The sequence below is a fragment of the Paenibacillus guangzhouensis genome (assembly GCF_009363075.1).
Lineage (GTDB): Bacteria > Bacillota > Bacilli > Paenibacillales > Paenibacillaceae > Paenibacillus_K > Paenibacillus_K guangzhouensis.
In genome coordinates this window covers 1,993,959-2,010,215 of the sequence record NZ_CP045293.1, presented here as the reverse complement: position 1 = coordinate 2,010,215, position 16,257 = coordinate 1,993,959, and the positions used below count along the sequence as shown (strand labels likewise).

Annotated in this window: 13 protein-coding genes and 1 pseudogene; 11 read left to right on the top strand and 3 right to left on the bottom strand. The window is 45.0% G+C overall.

Annotated features, from left to right (window positions below; genetic code table 11):
* Window positions 1–2 precede the first annotated feature (2 nt).
* Window positions 3–1,384, bottom strand: a pseudogene (locus GCU39_RS09110) (MFS transporter).
* Window positions 1,385–1,495: 111 nt separating this feature from the next.
* Between GCU39_RS09110 and GCU39_RS09105 the strand changes: the two are divergent.
* The 5 genes from GCU39_RS09105 (at window position 1,496) to GCU39_RS31435 (ending at window position 4,077) form a co-directional block, all read left to right on the top strand.
* Window positions 1,496–2,374 (top strand): LysR family transcriptional regulator, encoded by an 879-nt coding sequence (locus GCU39_RS09105; RefSeq protein ID WP_152393223.1) that lies wholly within the window; start codon window positions 1,496–1,498, stop codon window positions 2,372–2,374.
* Between the two features lie 89 nt (window positions 2,375–2,463).
* Complete coding sequence (locus GCU39_RS09100; protein WP_227793507.1) at window positions 2,464–2,829, top strand: ArsR/SmtB family transcription factor; 366 nt, start codon at window positions 2,464–2,466, stop codon at window positions 2,827–2,829.
* A gap of 49 nt (window positions 2,830–2,878) precedes the next feature.
* Entirely contained in the window at window positions 2,879–3,388 is a 510-nt protein-coding gene (locus GCU39_RS09095; protein ID WP_152393222.1) for an SRPBCC family protein, read from the top strand.
* Window positions 3,389–3,435: 47 nt separating this feature from the next.
* On the top strand, window positions 3,436–3,813 hold the full coding sequence (locus GCU39_RS09090; protein WP_227793506.1) for a VOC family protein: 378 nt from the start codon (window positions 3,436–3,438) through the stop codon (window positions 3,811–3,813).
* Between the two features lie 120 nt (window positions 3,814–3,933).
* Window positions 3,934–4,077 (top strand): hypothetical protein, encoded by a 144-nt coding sequence (locus GCU39_RS31435; RefSeq protein ID WP_193726836.1) that lies wholly within the window; start codon window positions 3,934–3,936, stop codon window positions 4,075–4,077.
* A 37-nt stretch (window positions 4,078–4,114) separates the two neighbouring features.
* On the opposite strand, the gene GCU39_RS09085 is transcribed toward GCU39_RS31435, so the two are convergent.
* Together GCU39_RS09085 and GCU39_RS09080 are read right to left on the bottom strand one after the other, a co-directional pair.
* Window positions 4,115–4,864 (bottom strand): CPBP family intramembrane glutamic endopeptidase, encoded by a 750-nt coding sequence (locus GCU39_RS09085; RefSeq protein ID WP_152393221.1) that lies wholly within the window; start codon window positions 4,862–4,864, stop codon window positions 4,115–4,117.
* 13 nt (window positions 4,865–4,877) lie between these two features.
* Entirely contained in the window at window positions 4,878–5,537 is a 660-nt protein-coding gene (locus GCU39_RS09080) for a TetR/AcrR family transcriptional regulator (protein WP_193726835.1), read from the bottom strand.
* A 670-nt stretch (window positions 5,538–6,207) separates the two neighbouring features.
* Between GCU39_RS09080 and GCU39_RS09075 the strand changes: the two genes are divergently transcribed.
* The 6 genes from GCU39_RS09075 (at window position 6,208) to GCU39_RS09050 (ending at window position 16,245) form a co-directional block, all read left to right on the top strand.
* Window positions 6,208–11,232 carry a glycosyl hydrolase family 8 gene (locus GCU39_RS09075; protein ID WP_152393219.1) on the top strand — a complete coding sequence of 1,675 codons (5,025 nt, stop codon included), beginning with the start codon at window positions 6,208–6,210 and terminating at the stop codon, window positions 11,230–11,232.
* Window positions 11,233–11,370: 138 nt separating this feature from the next.
* Window positions 11,371–11,781, top strand: a complete 411-nt coding sequence (locus tag GCU39_RS09070) for a BlaI/MecI/CopY family transcriptional regulator (protein ID WP_152393218.1) — start codon at window positions 11,371–11,373, stop codon at window positions 11,779–11,781.
* A gap of 701 nt (window positions 11,782–12,482) precedes the next feature.
* Window positions 12,483–13,199: a 3-ketoacyl-ACP reductase gene (locus tag GCU39_RS09065; RefSeq protein WP_152393217.1), complete on the top strand. Its 717-nt coding sequence runs from the start codon at window positions 12,483–12,485 to the stop codon at window positions 13,197–13,199.
* A 142-nt stretch (window positions 13,200–13,341) separates the two neighbouring features.
* Window positions 13,342–14,115 (top strand): alpha/beta fold hydrolase, encoded by a 774-nt coding sequence (locus tag GCU39_RS09060; RefSeq protein WP_152393216.1) that lies wholly within the window; start codon window positions 13,342–13,344, stop codon window positions 14,113–14,115.
* Window positions 14,116–14,127: 12 nt separating this feature from the next.
* The gene (locus GCU39_RS09055) at window positions 14,128–15,180 is read left to right on the top strand and encodes an alpha/beta fold hydrolase (RefSeq protein WP_227793505.1); all 1,053 of its coding nucleotides are present in this window, start codon (window positions 14,128–14,130) and stop codon (window positions 15,178–15,180) included.
* Window positions 15,181–15,285: 105 nt separating this feature from the next.
* Window positions 15,286–16,245 carry an AAA family ATPase gene (locus GCU39_RS09050; protein WP_152393215.1) on the top strand — a complete coding sequence of 320 codons (960 nt, stop codon included), beginning with the start codon at window positions 15,286–15,288 and terminating at the stop codon, window positions 16,243–16,245.
* Window positions 16,246–16,257 lie beyond the last annotated feature (12 nt).

Below are 16,257 nucleotides of genomic sequence, written 5' to 3'. Positions count from 1 at the left end.
GTTCAATCCTGCGCTGCACTCTCGAATTGTCTAGCTCCCCGGCGTCGCCAACTTATGAATACCAGTGTTAGCGCGATTGCCGTGAGGATCATCCCAAGCAATCGAAATCCTTCGACGCTGAAGTGATCTCCCGTGACGATGCCTATTAACAACGAAGATAGAATGGTCCCCACGTATCTCGAAGTCATGAATACCCCCGACGCGACACCAATAATTTCTTTTGGAGCACTATGAAATAAGGCAGCTTGCATCCCCACATTATTCAGTCCATTGCTAATACCGAATGCAGCTAATGCCAGACATATCCTTATGATGGGTGAAGCTTGATCCAATGTTACGATCCAAATGGCACCTAGTGTCATCAAAATGCCAGATACGAACAAGGCAGGTCTAGGTCCTGAGCGATCAATCCATCGGCCAGCAATTGGCGATACAATGAGCGAGCACAAGCCTAAGCTCAACATGAGCAACCCTGTATGAAAAGCATTGATCTGACGCACCATTTGTAAGTAGGATGGGAGACCAAAAAAATGGAATAATACAGGATGTTAACGAGAATGAATTCAATATTGACCCATGTCATCGCAGGATATTGCCTAAATGTGCGCAGAGGAATAAAAGGCGACTCCGCTTTGAACTCATGACGTATGAAAGCGATCAGGGCAACGAGGCCAATCAGCACTAAGGTCACATGGCGAATTGAGACATGACCAGAAGCTTTTACCGATAGCAATCCAATCAACAGAGCAATTAAGCTAGTTGTGAAGAGCAGGATCCCTGGCACATCAATGACCTTCATCCAATTCCCTATGGATCTGTTACTTGTAATGGAATCCTTCGGAATCATCTTCCATGCCAGCAGGAAGCTTACGACGACGAACGGAATGTTGACGAAGAAGATGGCGGACCAATCCCACGTATGAATCAAGAATCCGCCAATAAAGGGACCAACAGCTGCTGCACCAGATAGGAAAATAGATAAGACGGACAGCGCAGTTGCTTGCTTCTCTGTGATATGGATCCGTACAATGGCCATTCCTACGGCGACCATCATGCTTGTGCCAATGGATTGTATGATACGGAATACGATGAGCCAATCGAAGCTGTGTGATAGTGGAGCAAATAAGGATGCGATGAAGGTGACAACTAGCCCGATAAGATAAATCTTCTTGCGTCCATACAAGTCGCTAGCTTTGCCCATGACGGGTTGAGCGATTGCACTTGCAATGTAGAAAGAGAAAATGATCCATGAAACAACGGTAAAATCAAGATGATACACCTGCTGCAGCCGAGGTATTGCTACTGCAATCATTGAAGAATTTAATGGGTTTAATAGAATTCCTAGACCAACAGAAATCATCAACCATCTGCTACGTTTACTCACATTCGTTCCCCTCCAGTCATCATGATGTCATCGTACTAGAACATCATTATTTATTCCAACGCATTTTGTGTTATGATCTCATTGACTAGAAGGAATGAATGGGTGGTGCGTATGGAACTTCTTCAACTGCAATATTTTCTCGAGGTTGCACGATTGGAGCATGTAACCGAAGCGGCTCGCAGTCTGCACGTGACACAATCCTCGTTAAGCAAAACGATTCAACGCCTGGAGGAGGATTTGGGCGTACCTCTTTTTGATCGAACTGGGAGGAAGCTAAAATTAAATGAATTCGGAAGCAGATTCCTGCGACGTGCAGAACGGGCATTGTTCGAATTGGAACAGGGGAAGCAAGAGATCTGTGACTTATCCAGCCCCGAATATGGCACACTCGAATTGGCGGTGACAACTGCGAGCACGCTCCCGAATATCCTCAGTGCGTTTCGGGTAAAGAGACCCCATGTTCACTTTCATGTTCAAATGTTGACCACACAGGAGATGGTTACACGGCTGGATAGGGGTGAAGTTGATTTCTGCTTGTCTTCACCACCAATACATGGGGATGACATCGAATGCCAAATCGTGTTCATCGACCCTATTCTTGTAGCTGTGCCCAAGGGCCATCGGCTGGCGGACCGCAGCAGTGTTTCCTTAACGGAGCTAAGCGAAGAATGGTTTATTGGTGTAAAAAAAGGTTACGGCACGCGGGATCTCGTGGATTCTGTATGTCAATCGGTTGGATTTGTGCCTCAATATGTATATGAGGGAGATGAACCTGCAAGGCTAAGCGCGCTTGTGGAAGCGGGAATTGGCATTGCTTTCATTCCGAGTACAGCCAGGAACGAACGGGAACAACTCACATATCTCCAAGTAGAGGATCATGAAATAATACGGGAAATCGCATTATTATGGCACAGAAGTCGTTATCTCTCCCGAACAGCTCTGGAATTTCGTGAGCTCGTTATCGAGTATTTTGATGCGCTATCCAAATGAATATATTTTTAAATATTCCTTTACAGGTATATTCCTGATATGGTATATTGATTTCAGCAAGGAAATACAACCTGGCCTACGCGAGAGAAATGGCGCGAACAATACCAGCAAGCGAACGGATGATGGTCATGAATACGAACGTCATGGGTGCTTTGGCAGAGCCTAATCGCATGCAGATTGTCGAGCTTCTGCGCGAATCTCCGCTAACCGTAGGAGAAATTGCTCAACGGTTGCAGATGCGTCAGCCTCAAGTATCCAAGCATTTACGTGTATTAAGTGAAGCGGGAATTGTTGAGGCGCAAGTGGATGCCAATCGACGGATTTACAGCCTTCGGCCTGAACCTTTTCGGGCATTGGACGATTGGCTGAAGACCTACCGTGTCATCTGGGAATGTCGGTTTGACCGCCTGGATGATTATTTGCAGAAGCTGCAGGGGAAGAAACCACAGATTTGAACGCTAGAGGACGACATTTTGAAGAAATGAAAATTTAGGAGGAGTTCGAATGACAAGTCAAATGGTTTCGAAGGTTGAAGAAAATGTACTTATTTTGGAGCGTGAATTCAAGGCTCCTCGTGAACTCGTGTTCCAGGCATTCTCCCAAGCTGAACACCTAAAGCATTGGTGGGGTCCGAACGGTTGGTCGCTTCCGGTTTGCAACGTAGATTTTCGTGAAGGCGGCGTGTGGCATTACTGCATGAAGTGCGAAGATAAGAATCAAGGTGATTTCTATGGTATGGAATCTTGGGGTAAAGCTGTGTACCGAGAAATCATCGCGCCGGAGAAAATTGTCTATGTGGATTATTTCTCAGATAGCGAAGGCAATGAGGCCGAGAATATGCCGTCGACGCTTGTTACGCTTACCTTCATTGAGACGGAAAATGGAACGAAGCTAATCAATCGTGGGGAGTATGCGTCAGCTGATGGATTGAAGCAAGTGATGGACATGGGCATGATGCAAGGAATTACGGAGACTTGGAACAGGCTGGCTGAACATCTCGAGTCCATTCAATAGGATCGAATCAGCTCAATATATATTAACTAATATAGGAGTGAAAGACGGTGTTTAACAAATTAGGTCAGGTCATGGTATATGTCAATAATCAAGATGCAGCAGTGGAATTTTGGACGGAGAAAGCAGGATTTACTGTCATCGCGGAAGAAAATAACGGTCACATGCGGTGGATTGAGATCGCACCTTCCAAGAACGCAGAGACTAGCATCATTCTGCACGATAAGGAGTTCGTCGCCAAAATGTCGCCAGGCATGAACCTCGGCACCCCTTCGCTGATGTTCTTTACGGAAAATCTCGATGAGCTGTACAGCAGTTTATCCAATAAAAACGTTAAAGTCGGAGACATTGTAACCATGCCTTCAGGCAGAGTATTTAATTTTGCAGATGACGAAGAGAATTACTTCGCAGTTATGGAGAAGAATTAAAGTTGAGATAACCACACAAGCTTTGGGTATGATATGCACCCCCTAGAATAGACATTGGAACCCTTACAGGGAAATCCGGTGCATTCTAAGGGGTGCATTTTTATGATTTGAATATTCAAAGTGATACTGAGAATTTTCTCCATCGATAAAAATATCGAATCCATCGTTCAAGAAGAGTTTGAGTCCTATATGAGCGGTCAGAAATCGGTAGATGAAGTGAGTAAATTGATTCAAAACCGCGTCATGACTTATTTGAACGAGTAGAGGTAACGAGTTTAAACAGCTAAAGGGTATTCAGCCCTTAAGCTGTATTCTTATTTCGATAGAATTCAAATGCAGCAAAAATAAGCAGCGCAAACAAAAGAGTGTATATAGCAGAAGCAACATTCGTATCTGGAATATATACATCCCAGAATGAATTAATGAAGGCATGGAATATGATACATAGGAAGATGCTATTGGTGGCTGAGTAAATGACAGTCAACAGAAAAGATAATGCCAAGGCACTTAGCGTGAACCATAGGAAGTTCATATTCATTTGATTTGAACCAACCACGAACCATAATGGAAGATGCCATATTGTCCAAATACCACCCACAATGAGCGTACTATTGAACGGCGACCATTTTTTCTGCAACGTAGGCTGTAGATAGCCGCGCCAGCCGATCTCTTCCAACCCACCTCCAATTATCATAATGGGGAATTCTATCAATGCCAGATATAAAGGATTCTCCATTGAAGCACCACCCCAAAGTGATGGCAAAAAACAAGCTGCAAAAGCAAGACTGATCGTAAATATGTACCATACGAACGGATGTCTAGGATTATTTATATTATGAATAAATGATCTATACTCTTCTTTAGAGCTATATTTCTTTTTCAACCAAATCTCGCATATGGCAGGGGTAACACCACCAAGGATAAACAATATCATTGAAAATGCACTACCAAACCCAATCCAATTGAGCTGTGTTAAGATAGCTAACCCGCCCCAAAGAATCCACGACGTAACAAAGGTATAGAATAGAAATCTTCTTATCTCTCTCCCCAAGTTTGAACCCTCCTTATTTTGAGCCCAACAACAATAATACGGATTTGCATAGTGTATTCATCAGTCGGATTTCGTCAAATTGCACCTGTTCATTTTGGAACATTCCATAGCATTTTTGTAAAACAACATCTCTTACAATGCCATCAATGGATGTCATGATAAAAGTAAATAATTCTTCTATTGATACTTCAGGCTGGAAACTCCCTAATGAAATTCCTTCATGAACTATACGAAATAACCGCTCGACCAAATATTGTCCACTTTCATTTTCAGTAATGTTCGATAAAATATTCTTTTGTCTCTCTGGATTATTCGCAACTAAAATTGTGAGCTCAAATTGTATTTTACCAACCGTTGACAAGTTTTCTTGAATGTACTCACCGAGAAAAGCAAATAGTTTTTCTAGGGACTCTTTAGGAGAATTGCTATGTTCAATGATTGCATCGACAACTTGTCTATAGTCTGCATTACCATTGGTCTGATTAATTACTGCAACCAGTATTTCATCCAAATCCGAATAATAGCGATAAATTCCGCCTTGACTTACCCCTGACGCTTTAATAATATCCCTCATCGTAATTTCATAGAGTGGCTTAACTTTACACACTGATATTGCTGCTTGTATAATGCTATTTTTCTTTTCATTCACATAATCATGACTTACCTTAGGCAACGTAACCACCTCCATAATTAAAAATGACACCACTGTCATCTTCATAATATGGCGTAAGTTGTTCGTTGTCAACATTAAAATGACACTAGTGTCATTTTTTTGGAGGTAAGCGAGCTGAATCGAGTCATTCGGTAAGCTAATACTTGATGACATTAGGGGAAATACCAATCCTAAGAGAAATTAACATTGATCATAAACGTTACGGTAACGATGATATCGTGAACAGGGTGAAAATAAGTTCATACGACAAGAACAATTAAAACCTTGGATGTAGAAACCAAGGTTTCTTATATCAAGTTGCCTATAGGAGACCACCTGAATCAATTGACAAGATGTCAAACATTGGGTATAATATTTTCAAAAGTTAAAGCGCTTTAACTTTTGCTCGAATGAATCATATCCGGAAATTGGCGAAGGGACGTGGTATGATACGCTAAATTTTCAACCTCGATTTATAAACGCATGCAAAGATTATGATTTTTCCCTGTCGAAGATAATCCTCTATGAACCTTCCATTAATGTCTTTAAGTTTCTTTTCCCGCAACATTGGCCTCAATACATAATAATTTCTCATATGAATCTATTTGAATAGGAAAGAGGGAATGGCGTGCCAACCTATCGTTCTTTGCGAAAAAGGTTTCACAGATTCGTAGTTATTTGGTTAGTCCTCATGTTATTACCGTTTCAAGCCGTAGGAACCGTGTCGGCGAATGAAATCGATGATGAAGGAATTACGGCAGACAAGGTAATAATCGCGTCGTGGGATATCAAGGATGCTGGCCATGAAGGTGTCGTCTCAGCCACCTATGGGGCATATCAAGCGGCTTCGACCCTTCGTGCTGTTGGTGGTCCCAAATTCGAATATGTCAGTGATGAAGGACTGCAATATCAAGGCTGGGATCGAGGGGCAGGCAGTAAATACTGGCTGGCTACGCTCTCGACCAAAGGGTTCCGGGACATCACGTTGTCCTCAATGCAAAAGTCTTCAGGCTCGGGACCGCGCGACTTCAAAGTCGAAATCAGCCATGATGGAGCATCGTGGACGATAATGAAAGATGTTACGCTCGAAAGAGGTAACTATAGCTGTGGTAACTGTAAATTAGTGGATACACCTCTTCCGAAAGCTGCTGATGATCAGCCATTATTATTTATTCGATGGATGATGGCTTCGAATGTACCAACAAACACCACAGATAACACTGAAGTCGGAGCAGGCGGGTCCAGTTATATCAAGGACATTCGTGTGAAGGGTGAACGATTGGAAGGCAGCGGTATCGAAGTGCCTACGATTGATTTGTACACATCCCCTCAAAATGGAACAGAGAATACCTCTGTCGATGCTCAGATCTTAGTCAAATTCAGTAAAAACATCGTACTGCATGAAGGACATGCCATTACGATCAAGGACAACGAGAACAACATCTTGCAAGGCGTCTCACCTGAAATCATCAACCATCATACATTACAAATTAACCATCCCGTATTCGATTACGGCAAAACATATACCGTCTCTATACCGAAGGAACTGATTCAAGGGGAAGAAGATCAGATCCCCCTAATTCGGGATATATCTTGGAGTTTTACGACGCAAGACTCTCCGTTCATACCGAAATCAGTGAATATGACCTTCAACGGTGATCCAAAGACAAGTATCGCATTGGCTTGGTATACCGATCAGATGACAGATACGGTCGTTCAAGTCGTGGAAGCTTCCGCCGTACAAGGCGGTGTATTTCCTAAGACAGGGTTCACGACGTATACAGGTCATGGTGAAGTGATCGATACCTTCATAGCGAAAGGGGATCGAACGAGCCAGACACGCTCGAAATTTATTAGCCATAAAGCGATAGCAGATAAATTGATCCCGGGAACGGCATATAACTTCCGTGTCGGCAATGGAACGGCATGGAGCTCGATTGGCTCATTTACGACCGATACGTCTGATCACCAGTCTTACCGCTTTATTGCGGGTTCAGATTCTCAAGCTTCGAGTAAAGCTGAATTTGAACCGTGGGCGGATACGTTCAGAAAGGCGATTGATTATATCGGAGCCCCTAAATTTCTGATCAGCGCCGGGGACTTAGTAGATAACGGTGACTTAGAAGAACAATGGCAATGGATGCTGGGCGCAGCACAGAAGGAGTTGTTGCAGGTTCCATACGTTCCGGTTCTCGGCGGCCATGAGGTGCAGGATTATGATGGGGATGAGACGACGCCGAATAATAACTTCTACAACCATTTCAACCTGCCAAAACAAGTCGTCGCGGATACACATGAAGGATCGGTTTATTCGTTCGAATATGGTGACGCGCTCTATCTCGTATTCAACTCGCAATATCAAGGCGCGCTCGCGGAGAATGGTAAAGACGTTGAGTGGGCGGATGAGCAATTCTGGGATCAAGTTGCCTGGATGAAGAACGCCGTTGCGAAAAGCGATAAGAAGTGGAAGTTTGTGGCTTTTCACAAAAGCCCGTATGCGGCAGGAGATAACTCCGCGCAATGGGAGGACGATCGTGTCCAATTTTACAAAAAGTATCTCATCCCTGCCTTTGACGAGATGGGCATCGATCTGGTATTCGAAGCACATGACCATATGTACATGAGATCGTTCCAAATGTATAACGATGAAGTAATTCCGAAGGAGCAATTGGAATTTGATAGCGAAGGCAATGCCGTCAACCCGAAAGGCACGGTGTATCTCATGTCGAATGCCTTCGGCAATAAGTTCTATTTTAAGAATAATCAATACGAACTGGACGAGAATGGCGAGCCGCGCGAAAAATTAGATGAAAACGGGAATCCGATTCCGTATGATGATTATTTCGCGGCGATTGATGAGCAGCCGGAGAAAAAAATGTTCACGGATGTATCCGTCTCACCGCAGGTACTTCAGTTTACAGCCTATACCGCAGCCGAAGAGGATGAAGGGAAGCCAGGAACGGTAGGCAATGGATTATTCGCGTACGACAAGTATGGGATCAAACGCACCGATGGGAAGCCCGATCCGGTAGAGCATGCGGCTGTTAAGCTTCTTGGTTCTAGTGCTACCCTTTCCTGGACGATGCCTTCTGCCAGCAAAGAACCGATTCGTGGTTTTCGAATCTACGAGAAGGGTGACAAAGTTAAAGCTCACTGGAGCGAGTATGTCCCGGTGGTGGAAGGACAAACAACGTATAGCTTCAAGCTAGAAAATATCGATCCGAAGAAGAAATATGACCTGATCATTAAGGCCGTCGGAACGAGAATGAATTCGAATCCTGTTGAGGTCAATACGCTCGAAGGTCCGATTGAGAATGAACCGCCTTCTGCACCAACAGACCTACAAGGCATCGTGATCTCGCCTTTCCAAATAAATCTGCGCTGGACGGCTTCTGCAGGAACGTTAATGCCCTCAGGTTATCATGTATATCGCGATGGCAAGAAGGTAGGAACAACAAAAGAATTGTCATTTAGCGATACCGGACTGAGCCCAGCTACGGCATATCGGTACGTTGTGAAGGCTTATAATGCGGAGGGGTTGGAATCACTTGATAGCAATACGGTACAGGTGAAGACAAGTCCGTTGCCGACAGGCGAAGGACCGCATAAAGCATTCCCGCAGCATACGACTTATGCAGGGAGTTCGATTAAACCGAACCATGTCACCCAAGCGGAAATGGACAAAACGGTAGCCAGGTTATATGACGAATGGAAGTCAAAGTACTTAAAGCAGAACCCGTATGATCCAAGTCAATATTATGTCTGGTATAGTGACGGCGATTGGTTCGAAGAGAATGAAATTACGGTATCGGAAGCGCATGGGTACGGGATGTTGATTACCGCACTGATGGCAGGGCATGATCCGAAGGCGCAGCATTATTTTGATAGCTTGTATCGCTACTTCAGAGCACACCCAAGTGAGATCAACCCAGACCTGATGGCTTGGCAGCAAGCCGATACGGGAACCGAAATTAAGGACATTAACGGCGTCGACTCTGCGACGGATGGTGATATGGACATTGCATATGCGCTCTTGCTCGCAAACAGTCAATGGGGGAGCAACGGCGAAATAGATTATTTGAAGCAAGCGAAGAAAGTCATGAATGCGATTATGCAAAGCGAAGTCAACCATACGGAGTGGACGTTGAAGATTGCGGATTGGGCGACGGATAGCGATCCGAAATATGGCAAGGCGACGCGCTCATCCGACTTTATGCTGCAGCACTTGAAAGATTATCGCAACGTAACGGGGGATACGCGTTGGGATCAGGTCATAGATGCAACGTATAACATTATTCGCAGCATGCATGAGAATTATAGCCCGTTGGCGGGGTTGCTTCCTGACTTTGTTGTAAAAGATGGTAACCGCTACGTACCGGCAGAACCAATGTTCTTGGAATCGGAGACGGATGGTGATTACAGCTACAACTCATCCCGTATACCATGGCGAATCGGTACAGATTATCTGATTACTGGAGATACCCGCGCGAAAGCGCAACTCAGTGCTATTAATCGTTGGATTCAAGAGAAGACGAAGCAAGATCCGAAGCAGATTCGGGCTGGCTATAAGTTGGATGGCTCGACAGCATTGGAAGATTACGAGGACATTTCGTTCTCTGCCCCAATGATGGTGAGCGCGATGATCGATGCTTCGAATCAGACATGGCTGAATCGACTATGGGACTATAATACGGCGGCTGCTACAGAAGACGAGCTGTACTTCAGTAATAATCTTCGCCTGCTTAGCATGATTGTCGTATCAGGGAATTGGTGGACGCCGTCCATTGTGGATGATGTAGCGCCAACGGCGCCGACGATCGAGCGCGGTGAAGCGGTATCCAGTTCTGCCATCGAACTGAGATGGACACCTGCATCGGATAATGTTGGCGTCGTCGGATACAAGGTTTTCCGGGATGATGTCGAAATCATGACGACAACAAAAACTGAGATTAAAGATACAGGACTGAAAGCTGCCACCACGTACCGATATTTCGTAGTTGCGGTGGATGCGGCAGGGAACACCTCCAAGATAAGCAACGTTAGAGTGATTACCACGTTAAAACAAAGCTCAGAAACTGGGGGTACGGGGTCAGTCGGCGGCACAACCACAAGCCCGGTCACTACAACACCGAAGGTAGAAACGGATACGCCGAAGACTGAGAAGATCCAGTTCGTTGATATTGACAATAATGATAAATCGGTTAAGGAAGCGATCGAAGGTTTAGCATCGGCTGGCATCATGCCAGGTACTTCAGCATCCAAGTTCGAGCCGAACAAAAAGCTCACGCGAGCGGAATTTGTAGCGTTGTTAGTAAAATTGCTGCGGTTGCAAGCGGAGTTCAAAGCGAATTTCTCGGATGTCGACCAGAACGCTGATCAGTATAACGCGATCGGCATTGCCAGAGCACTCGGAATAACTGCTGGAATAGGCGATAATCGATTCAACCCGCAAGGATGGATCACTAGACAAGATATGATCGTCCTGACGGCGAGAGCGCTGTATGAAGCCGAAGTTATTTCTAAGCAGGGTCTCGCTTCAGAACTTGATTCATTCGCCGATGCAGCACAAGTTGCAGCCTATGCCAAGTCGGATGTTGCGGCATTGGTACGTGACCAGATTATCGAAGCCAAGAATGGCGTGCTGCTTCCGAAGGAATCGGTGACGCGGGTCGATGCGGCCGTGATGTTGTATCGAATTTATCAACAGATCCATTAATTTTCATTTGTTCAGCATAACCGCTCCACAGGAGTTTTCTGTGAGGCGGTTTTTTATGTTGACAACACGGAAATACGATTGTAGCATGTCATATATCTACGTATGTAGTTGTAGCCACTTAATTTGGAGGAGTCTTCCATGAAACAAATACCGCCCATTACGGATGCAGAGCTGGAAGTGATGCGCGTGCTGTGGGTTAATCCGAATTGTCCCTCCAGCGAGGTCGTTAAGCAATTGGCTGATCGTATGGGGTGGAGCCCGAACACGACCCGGACGCTGCTCAATCGATTGGTTCAAAAAGAAGCGGCAGGAACGAAGCAAGAGGAGGGTTCCAAACGCAACTTTCTGTTCTATCCGATCATTAGCGAGCAAGAGTATCTAAGTACCGAAACCAAATCGTTTATGAAAAAGCTGTATGGCGGCGCCTTGAAGCCCATGCTGGCCAACTTCTTAAGGGACAAGAAGCTTAATGCAGAGGAAATTCAGGATCTGAAGGCATTATTTGACGAGAAGCATAGTGACGGTGAATTAGATAAGCGTGATACTTAATGCGCATTAAGAAAAAAGAAGCGACCAAGAGAGCGCTTCTTTTTGATTTTGCAATAAAAAATAGAGGGTTGACACATGAGTATTATCAAGGATATTATAGACATATTAAATCCGCGAATGTTTGATTCAAGCTGAAAAGAGGGGAGGGATAGAGTTAGCGGCATATGAAAGCTATTTTTTTGATTTAATTATAGACATTATGAATCTGTGATATCTGAGTAAGTTTACGTATTCATATCTGAAAGAATACTGTAAACAACACAAAGCTCCCGACGAAAGCTGCCGAATCCACTCGACGGCTTTCATTCAATTGCATCGTTAATATTTGCAGGAGATTACATGAATGAAGCCGTTAGATACAACAGATCGACCTTATTCTTTCATTATTTTAATTTTGTTTTTTGCGGGATTAGTCATTATGTCTAGCTTCTATGCAACCATCCCCTTAATCACTGTGCTTACTAAGGAGTTTTCGGTCTCATAAGGACCTGTAACAGCTGCGACTTGTCGAATGTTTAATAGATTTTCCATGAACAAAGTATATACCTTCGAGTAAACTCGAAGGCAACATTTTTTTTGATTAATACGAATCTGATTACCTTCTTGTATGTTGGGGGCAACTTCATGACTGGCTATCTGGTTTGTTTAATGTACCCGATTTCGTTTAGAATAGAGTTATTACATACAAAGGAGTGAGAACCATGCAAACCATCGCAGGAAAAGTAGCGTTAATTACAGGAGCAGGGCGTGGGATTGGACGTGCAACAGCGATTGCTTTTGCGCAAGAGGGGATTCACGTTGGTCTCGTCGGTCGTACACTAGATAATTTACAACAAGTCGCAGAAGAGTTGAAATCGTATGATGTAAAGGTAGCCATCGCGGCCGCGAATGTTGCGGATTTGGACTCGATTACAAGAGCAGTTGAATCCATTCGGAGCGAGCTTGGGGCGATCGATATTCTTGTCAATAATGCTGGCATCTCTAAATTCGGAGGCTTCATGGAATTGACGCCCGAAGAATGGACCAACATTATCGATGTCAATGTAAAGGGCGTATACTACACAACACGTGCTGTATTGCCGGAAATGATCGAGCGCAACACAGGCGACATCATTAATATCTCATCCACAGCGGGTCAAAAAGGTGCTCCGATTACAAGTGCATACTCGGCTTCCAAAGCTGCCGTTATCGGCTTAAGTGAGTCCTTAATGCTTGAAGTGCGTAAGAAAAATATTCGCGTGACGACGTTAACGCCAAGTACGGTTGCAACCGATATGGCTGTCGAGCTGAACTTAACAGACGGTAATCCTGAAAAAGTGATGCAAGCCGAAGATTTAGCAGAACTCATGGTTGCACAGCTCAAACTTCATCCACGTGTCGTCTTAAAACATGCTGGACTGTGGTCAACGAACCCTTAATCGCGTGACTCGAAATAACATGACGCTATCCAATACTTATTTGGATGGCGTTTTTTTGTATGAAGGGAAAATAAGGAAGGATGTAGAAAAGGAACGTACGAGGATTATAGTTGGAGATCAATTATGGATTGGGGATAGTCGAATGCCATATGCAAAGATGAATGATGTGGACATGTATTATGAGAAAATGGGGTATGGGGATCCAGTTATCTTCTTGCACAGCGGTTATTCACGCGGAATTCTCGCCTTCTCGAATCAAATGTTGGATCTTCAAAGAAAGTATACCTGCTACTTTCCCGATTTTAGAGGTCACGGGAGAACAAGGTGTGATAGCCTTGCCTGGTCTACACCGCAGATCGCAGATGACATCTTAGATTTCATGGATCACTTGGATATTCGCTCGGCACATTTAATAGGTTACAGTTTGGGGGCGAATGTCGGGATTTATCTCACCGTGAATCATCCCGAGAGAGTTGCTGCGCTTACGACGATTGGGACGAGTGGATTCTGTGATCCGACTGGGGTTGAAGAGTTCGAGCCGTCATGGCTGATCGAGCATAACATGCATGAGATGATTCAACAGATGAAGGAGAGACATGAAGAAGCACATCGAGGAGACTGGGAGGAGTTCATGAGACAGTCAGCTGAAGATTGGCGGCGATATCCTCAGCTTACGCTGGACCAGCTCGGCAGCATTTCGTGTCCTACGTTATTCATCACGGGGGAGCATGATCCATTTGTTGGCGAAGAACGCGTCCGACGACTGGCATCAATTGTTAGGGGATCACGGTATCTTGTTATCCCGAACGGGAGTCACCGGCCTCATATGCTAAGAGAATCCCCTGTCCAAGTTAATGAAGCTATTCTACAGTTCCTGGATCAGCATCGTGCTTATCTAGTAACTACCAAATGTTAAAGGAGTCGTCCATTGCGTAGGAAAAAGGTCATCAAGGCAGTAAAAATCATCATTATCGTCCTCAGTCTGCTGATCGGAATCGGAATGATCTTCCCGACGTGGACGCCAAGTATTGCTGGTGAACACAGCATCAGCTCATTAGAGCAGATTGAGATCAATGGCACGAAACATGCCATTATGATTCGAGGCGTAGATCGACGCAATCCGATCGTCGTGTTCGTGCATGGAGGTCCGGGTTGCTCCGAAATTCCTTATGTGCGTAAATATCAGCGTGAGTTGGAACAACATTTCACCATTGTGCATTATGATCAACGCGGGAGCGGGAAGTCCTATCATTTTGGAGAAGATTATTCGAATCTTAGCGCAGACTTGCTCGTCGACGACCTGCTTGCATTAACGGATTACGTTACAACTCAGGTCGGACAAGAGAAAGTGCTGCTGATCGGCCATTCCTACGGAACCTATATTGGAATGAAGGCCGCGGCGAAGGCGCCAGACAAATTCACGGCATACATTGGAATTGGACAGGTTGCAGATCCGAAGGTGAGTGAAATCGACAGTCTGAATTATTCAATTGAACAAGCGAAGCGAGCAGGTCATGCTGAGGATATAGCGTTGCTAGAATCTCTTAGAGGTCCAATCGAGCGAGGCGAAGCGCTGACGCCGCGGTCTCAAGTCCGCAAATATGGCGGAGCGGCAAGGCTCATTGATGATAACCGGGATTATTATTCCGGTTTCTTGTGGAATCGGGAGTACAATTTATTGGATGTGATTCGTTATTTGCAAGGGGTGGCACTATCGCAGAAGATCTTACTGGATGAAGAGCGTAAGTATCCTATTACAGAACTCGTGAACCACGTTGATATCCCTGTCTATTTCGTCATGGGTCGATACGATTATATGACATCCGCTCATGCAGCCAGAGCCTATTTCGATACGTTACGAGCACCTGTAAAAGATTTCATCACTTTCGAGAAATCAGCCCATTATCCGCAGTTCGAGGAGAAAGAATTGTTCTCAGATTGGTTGATTCGTACGTGGAACCAATTGGGAATGCATCCATAGTCCCATGCGTTTCACGGATTTCACCCCTATACTGGTCATATGCGCGAAACATGTTGATTCACGCTACGTATGATAATTATCGCGTACTGAAAGGAGGTGATATCTATGAGTGTTATTCATATGCTGGCTGGTATTCCAGGCAGCGGCAAAAGCCACTATGCGAAAGAGCTGTGCAAGCGAGAACGAGCGGTACTTGTGTCGACGGATGCCATTCGGGAAAAATTGTTCGGGAGCGAGTCAAAACAAAAAAACACGTATCTTGTATTTGACAGAGCTTTTGCCGAGATGGAGCAGGCTCTTGGGTCAGGCCGAAATGTCGTTTTTGACGCAACGAATGTCAGCCGTGACCGTAGACTCAAGCTCCTTAAACGATTTCAAGATGTTCCCGTCGAATGCCATGTATTCGACACACCCTATGAGTTGGCGAGAGAACGGATTTTAGCCCGTAAACGACGGATCGACGATAAGGTGCTAACCAAATTTGCCAGAAATACCGAGTTTCCCGTACTTGGTGAAGGATTTCGGCATCTGCACCTTGTTCATGCTCCCGTACCTGCTGGGTTAGAGCGATCCGAGCTCGAGGAGCTTCTTGCAGCGAGCCCAAGCCATGATGAGCTATTCAGCTATTTAGCCGGGTCGCCACATTTCCAGGTGATGCTGGGATTTGATCAAGAGAATCCCCATCATTCCAAGACTTTATCCGAGCATACCTTTGCCGTATTGGAGTATATCAATGCTTTCTATGAAGGTGATCATTTGCTGATCATGCAGCTTACAGCTTTGTTCCACGATGCAGGCAAACCGTTCTGCAAGGTGTGGAAGGAGGCGCGTGGTTACTATTCGTATTTTGGGCATGAACATGTGTCTGCTTCCATTGCCTGTCATGTGCTCAAAGAGTTGGGCTATGACGATGAGTTTATTCTGCATGTTGTGAACATGGTGAGCTTCCACATGGAGATTTTACATGGCGGGGATGCAGGGGCGTCTCGAATTTATCATTTGCTTGGCGAACAAATGCTGGCAGAGCTTTACTTTTTCGCTGAGGCCGATACATTTGCCAAATAAAGAGGTGATACG

Excerpts from the sequence above, each read along its gene's own strand:
- GCU39_RS09105 (WP_152393223.1), top strand. The coding sequence starts at position 1,496 with ATGGAACTTCTTCAACTGCAATATTTTCTCGAGGTTGCACGATTGGAG.
- GCU39_RS09100 (WP_227793507.1), top strand. The coding sequence starts at position 2,464 with ATGGCGCGAACAATACCAGCAAGCGAACGGATGATGGTCATGAATACG.
- GCU39_RS09095 (WP_152393222.1), top strand. The coding sequence starts at position 2,879 with ATGACAAGTCAAATGGTTTCGAAGGTTGAAGAAAATGTACTTATTTTG.
- GCU39_RS09075 (WP_152393219.1), top strand. The coding sequence starts at position 6,208 with ATGTTATTACCGTTTCAAGCCGTAGGAACCGTGTCGGCGAATGAAATC.
- GCU39_RS09070 (WP_152393218.1), top strand. The coding sequence starts at position 11,371 with ATGAAACAAATACCGCCCATTACGGATGCAGAGCTGGAAGTGATGCGC.
- GCU39_RS09065 (WP_152393217.1), top strand. The coding sequence starts at position 12,483 with ATGCAAACCATCGCAGGAAAAGTAGCGTTAATTACAGGAGCAGGGCGT.
- GCU39_RS09060 (WP_152393216.1), top strand. The coding sequence starts at position 13,342 with ATGCCATATGCAAAGATGAATGATGTGGACATGTATTATGAGAAAATG.
- GCU39_RS09050 (WP_152393215.1), top strand. The coding sequence starts at position 15,286 with ATGAGTGTTATTCATATGCTGGCTGGTATTCCAGGCAGCGGCAAAAGC.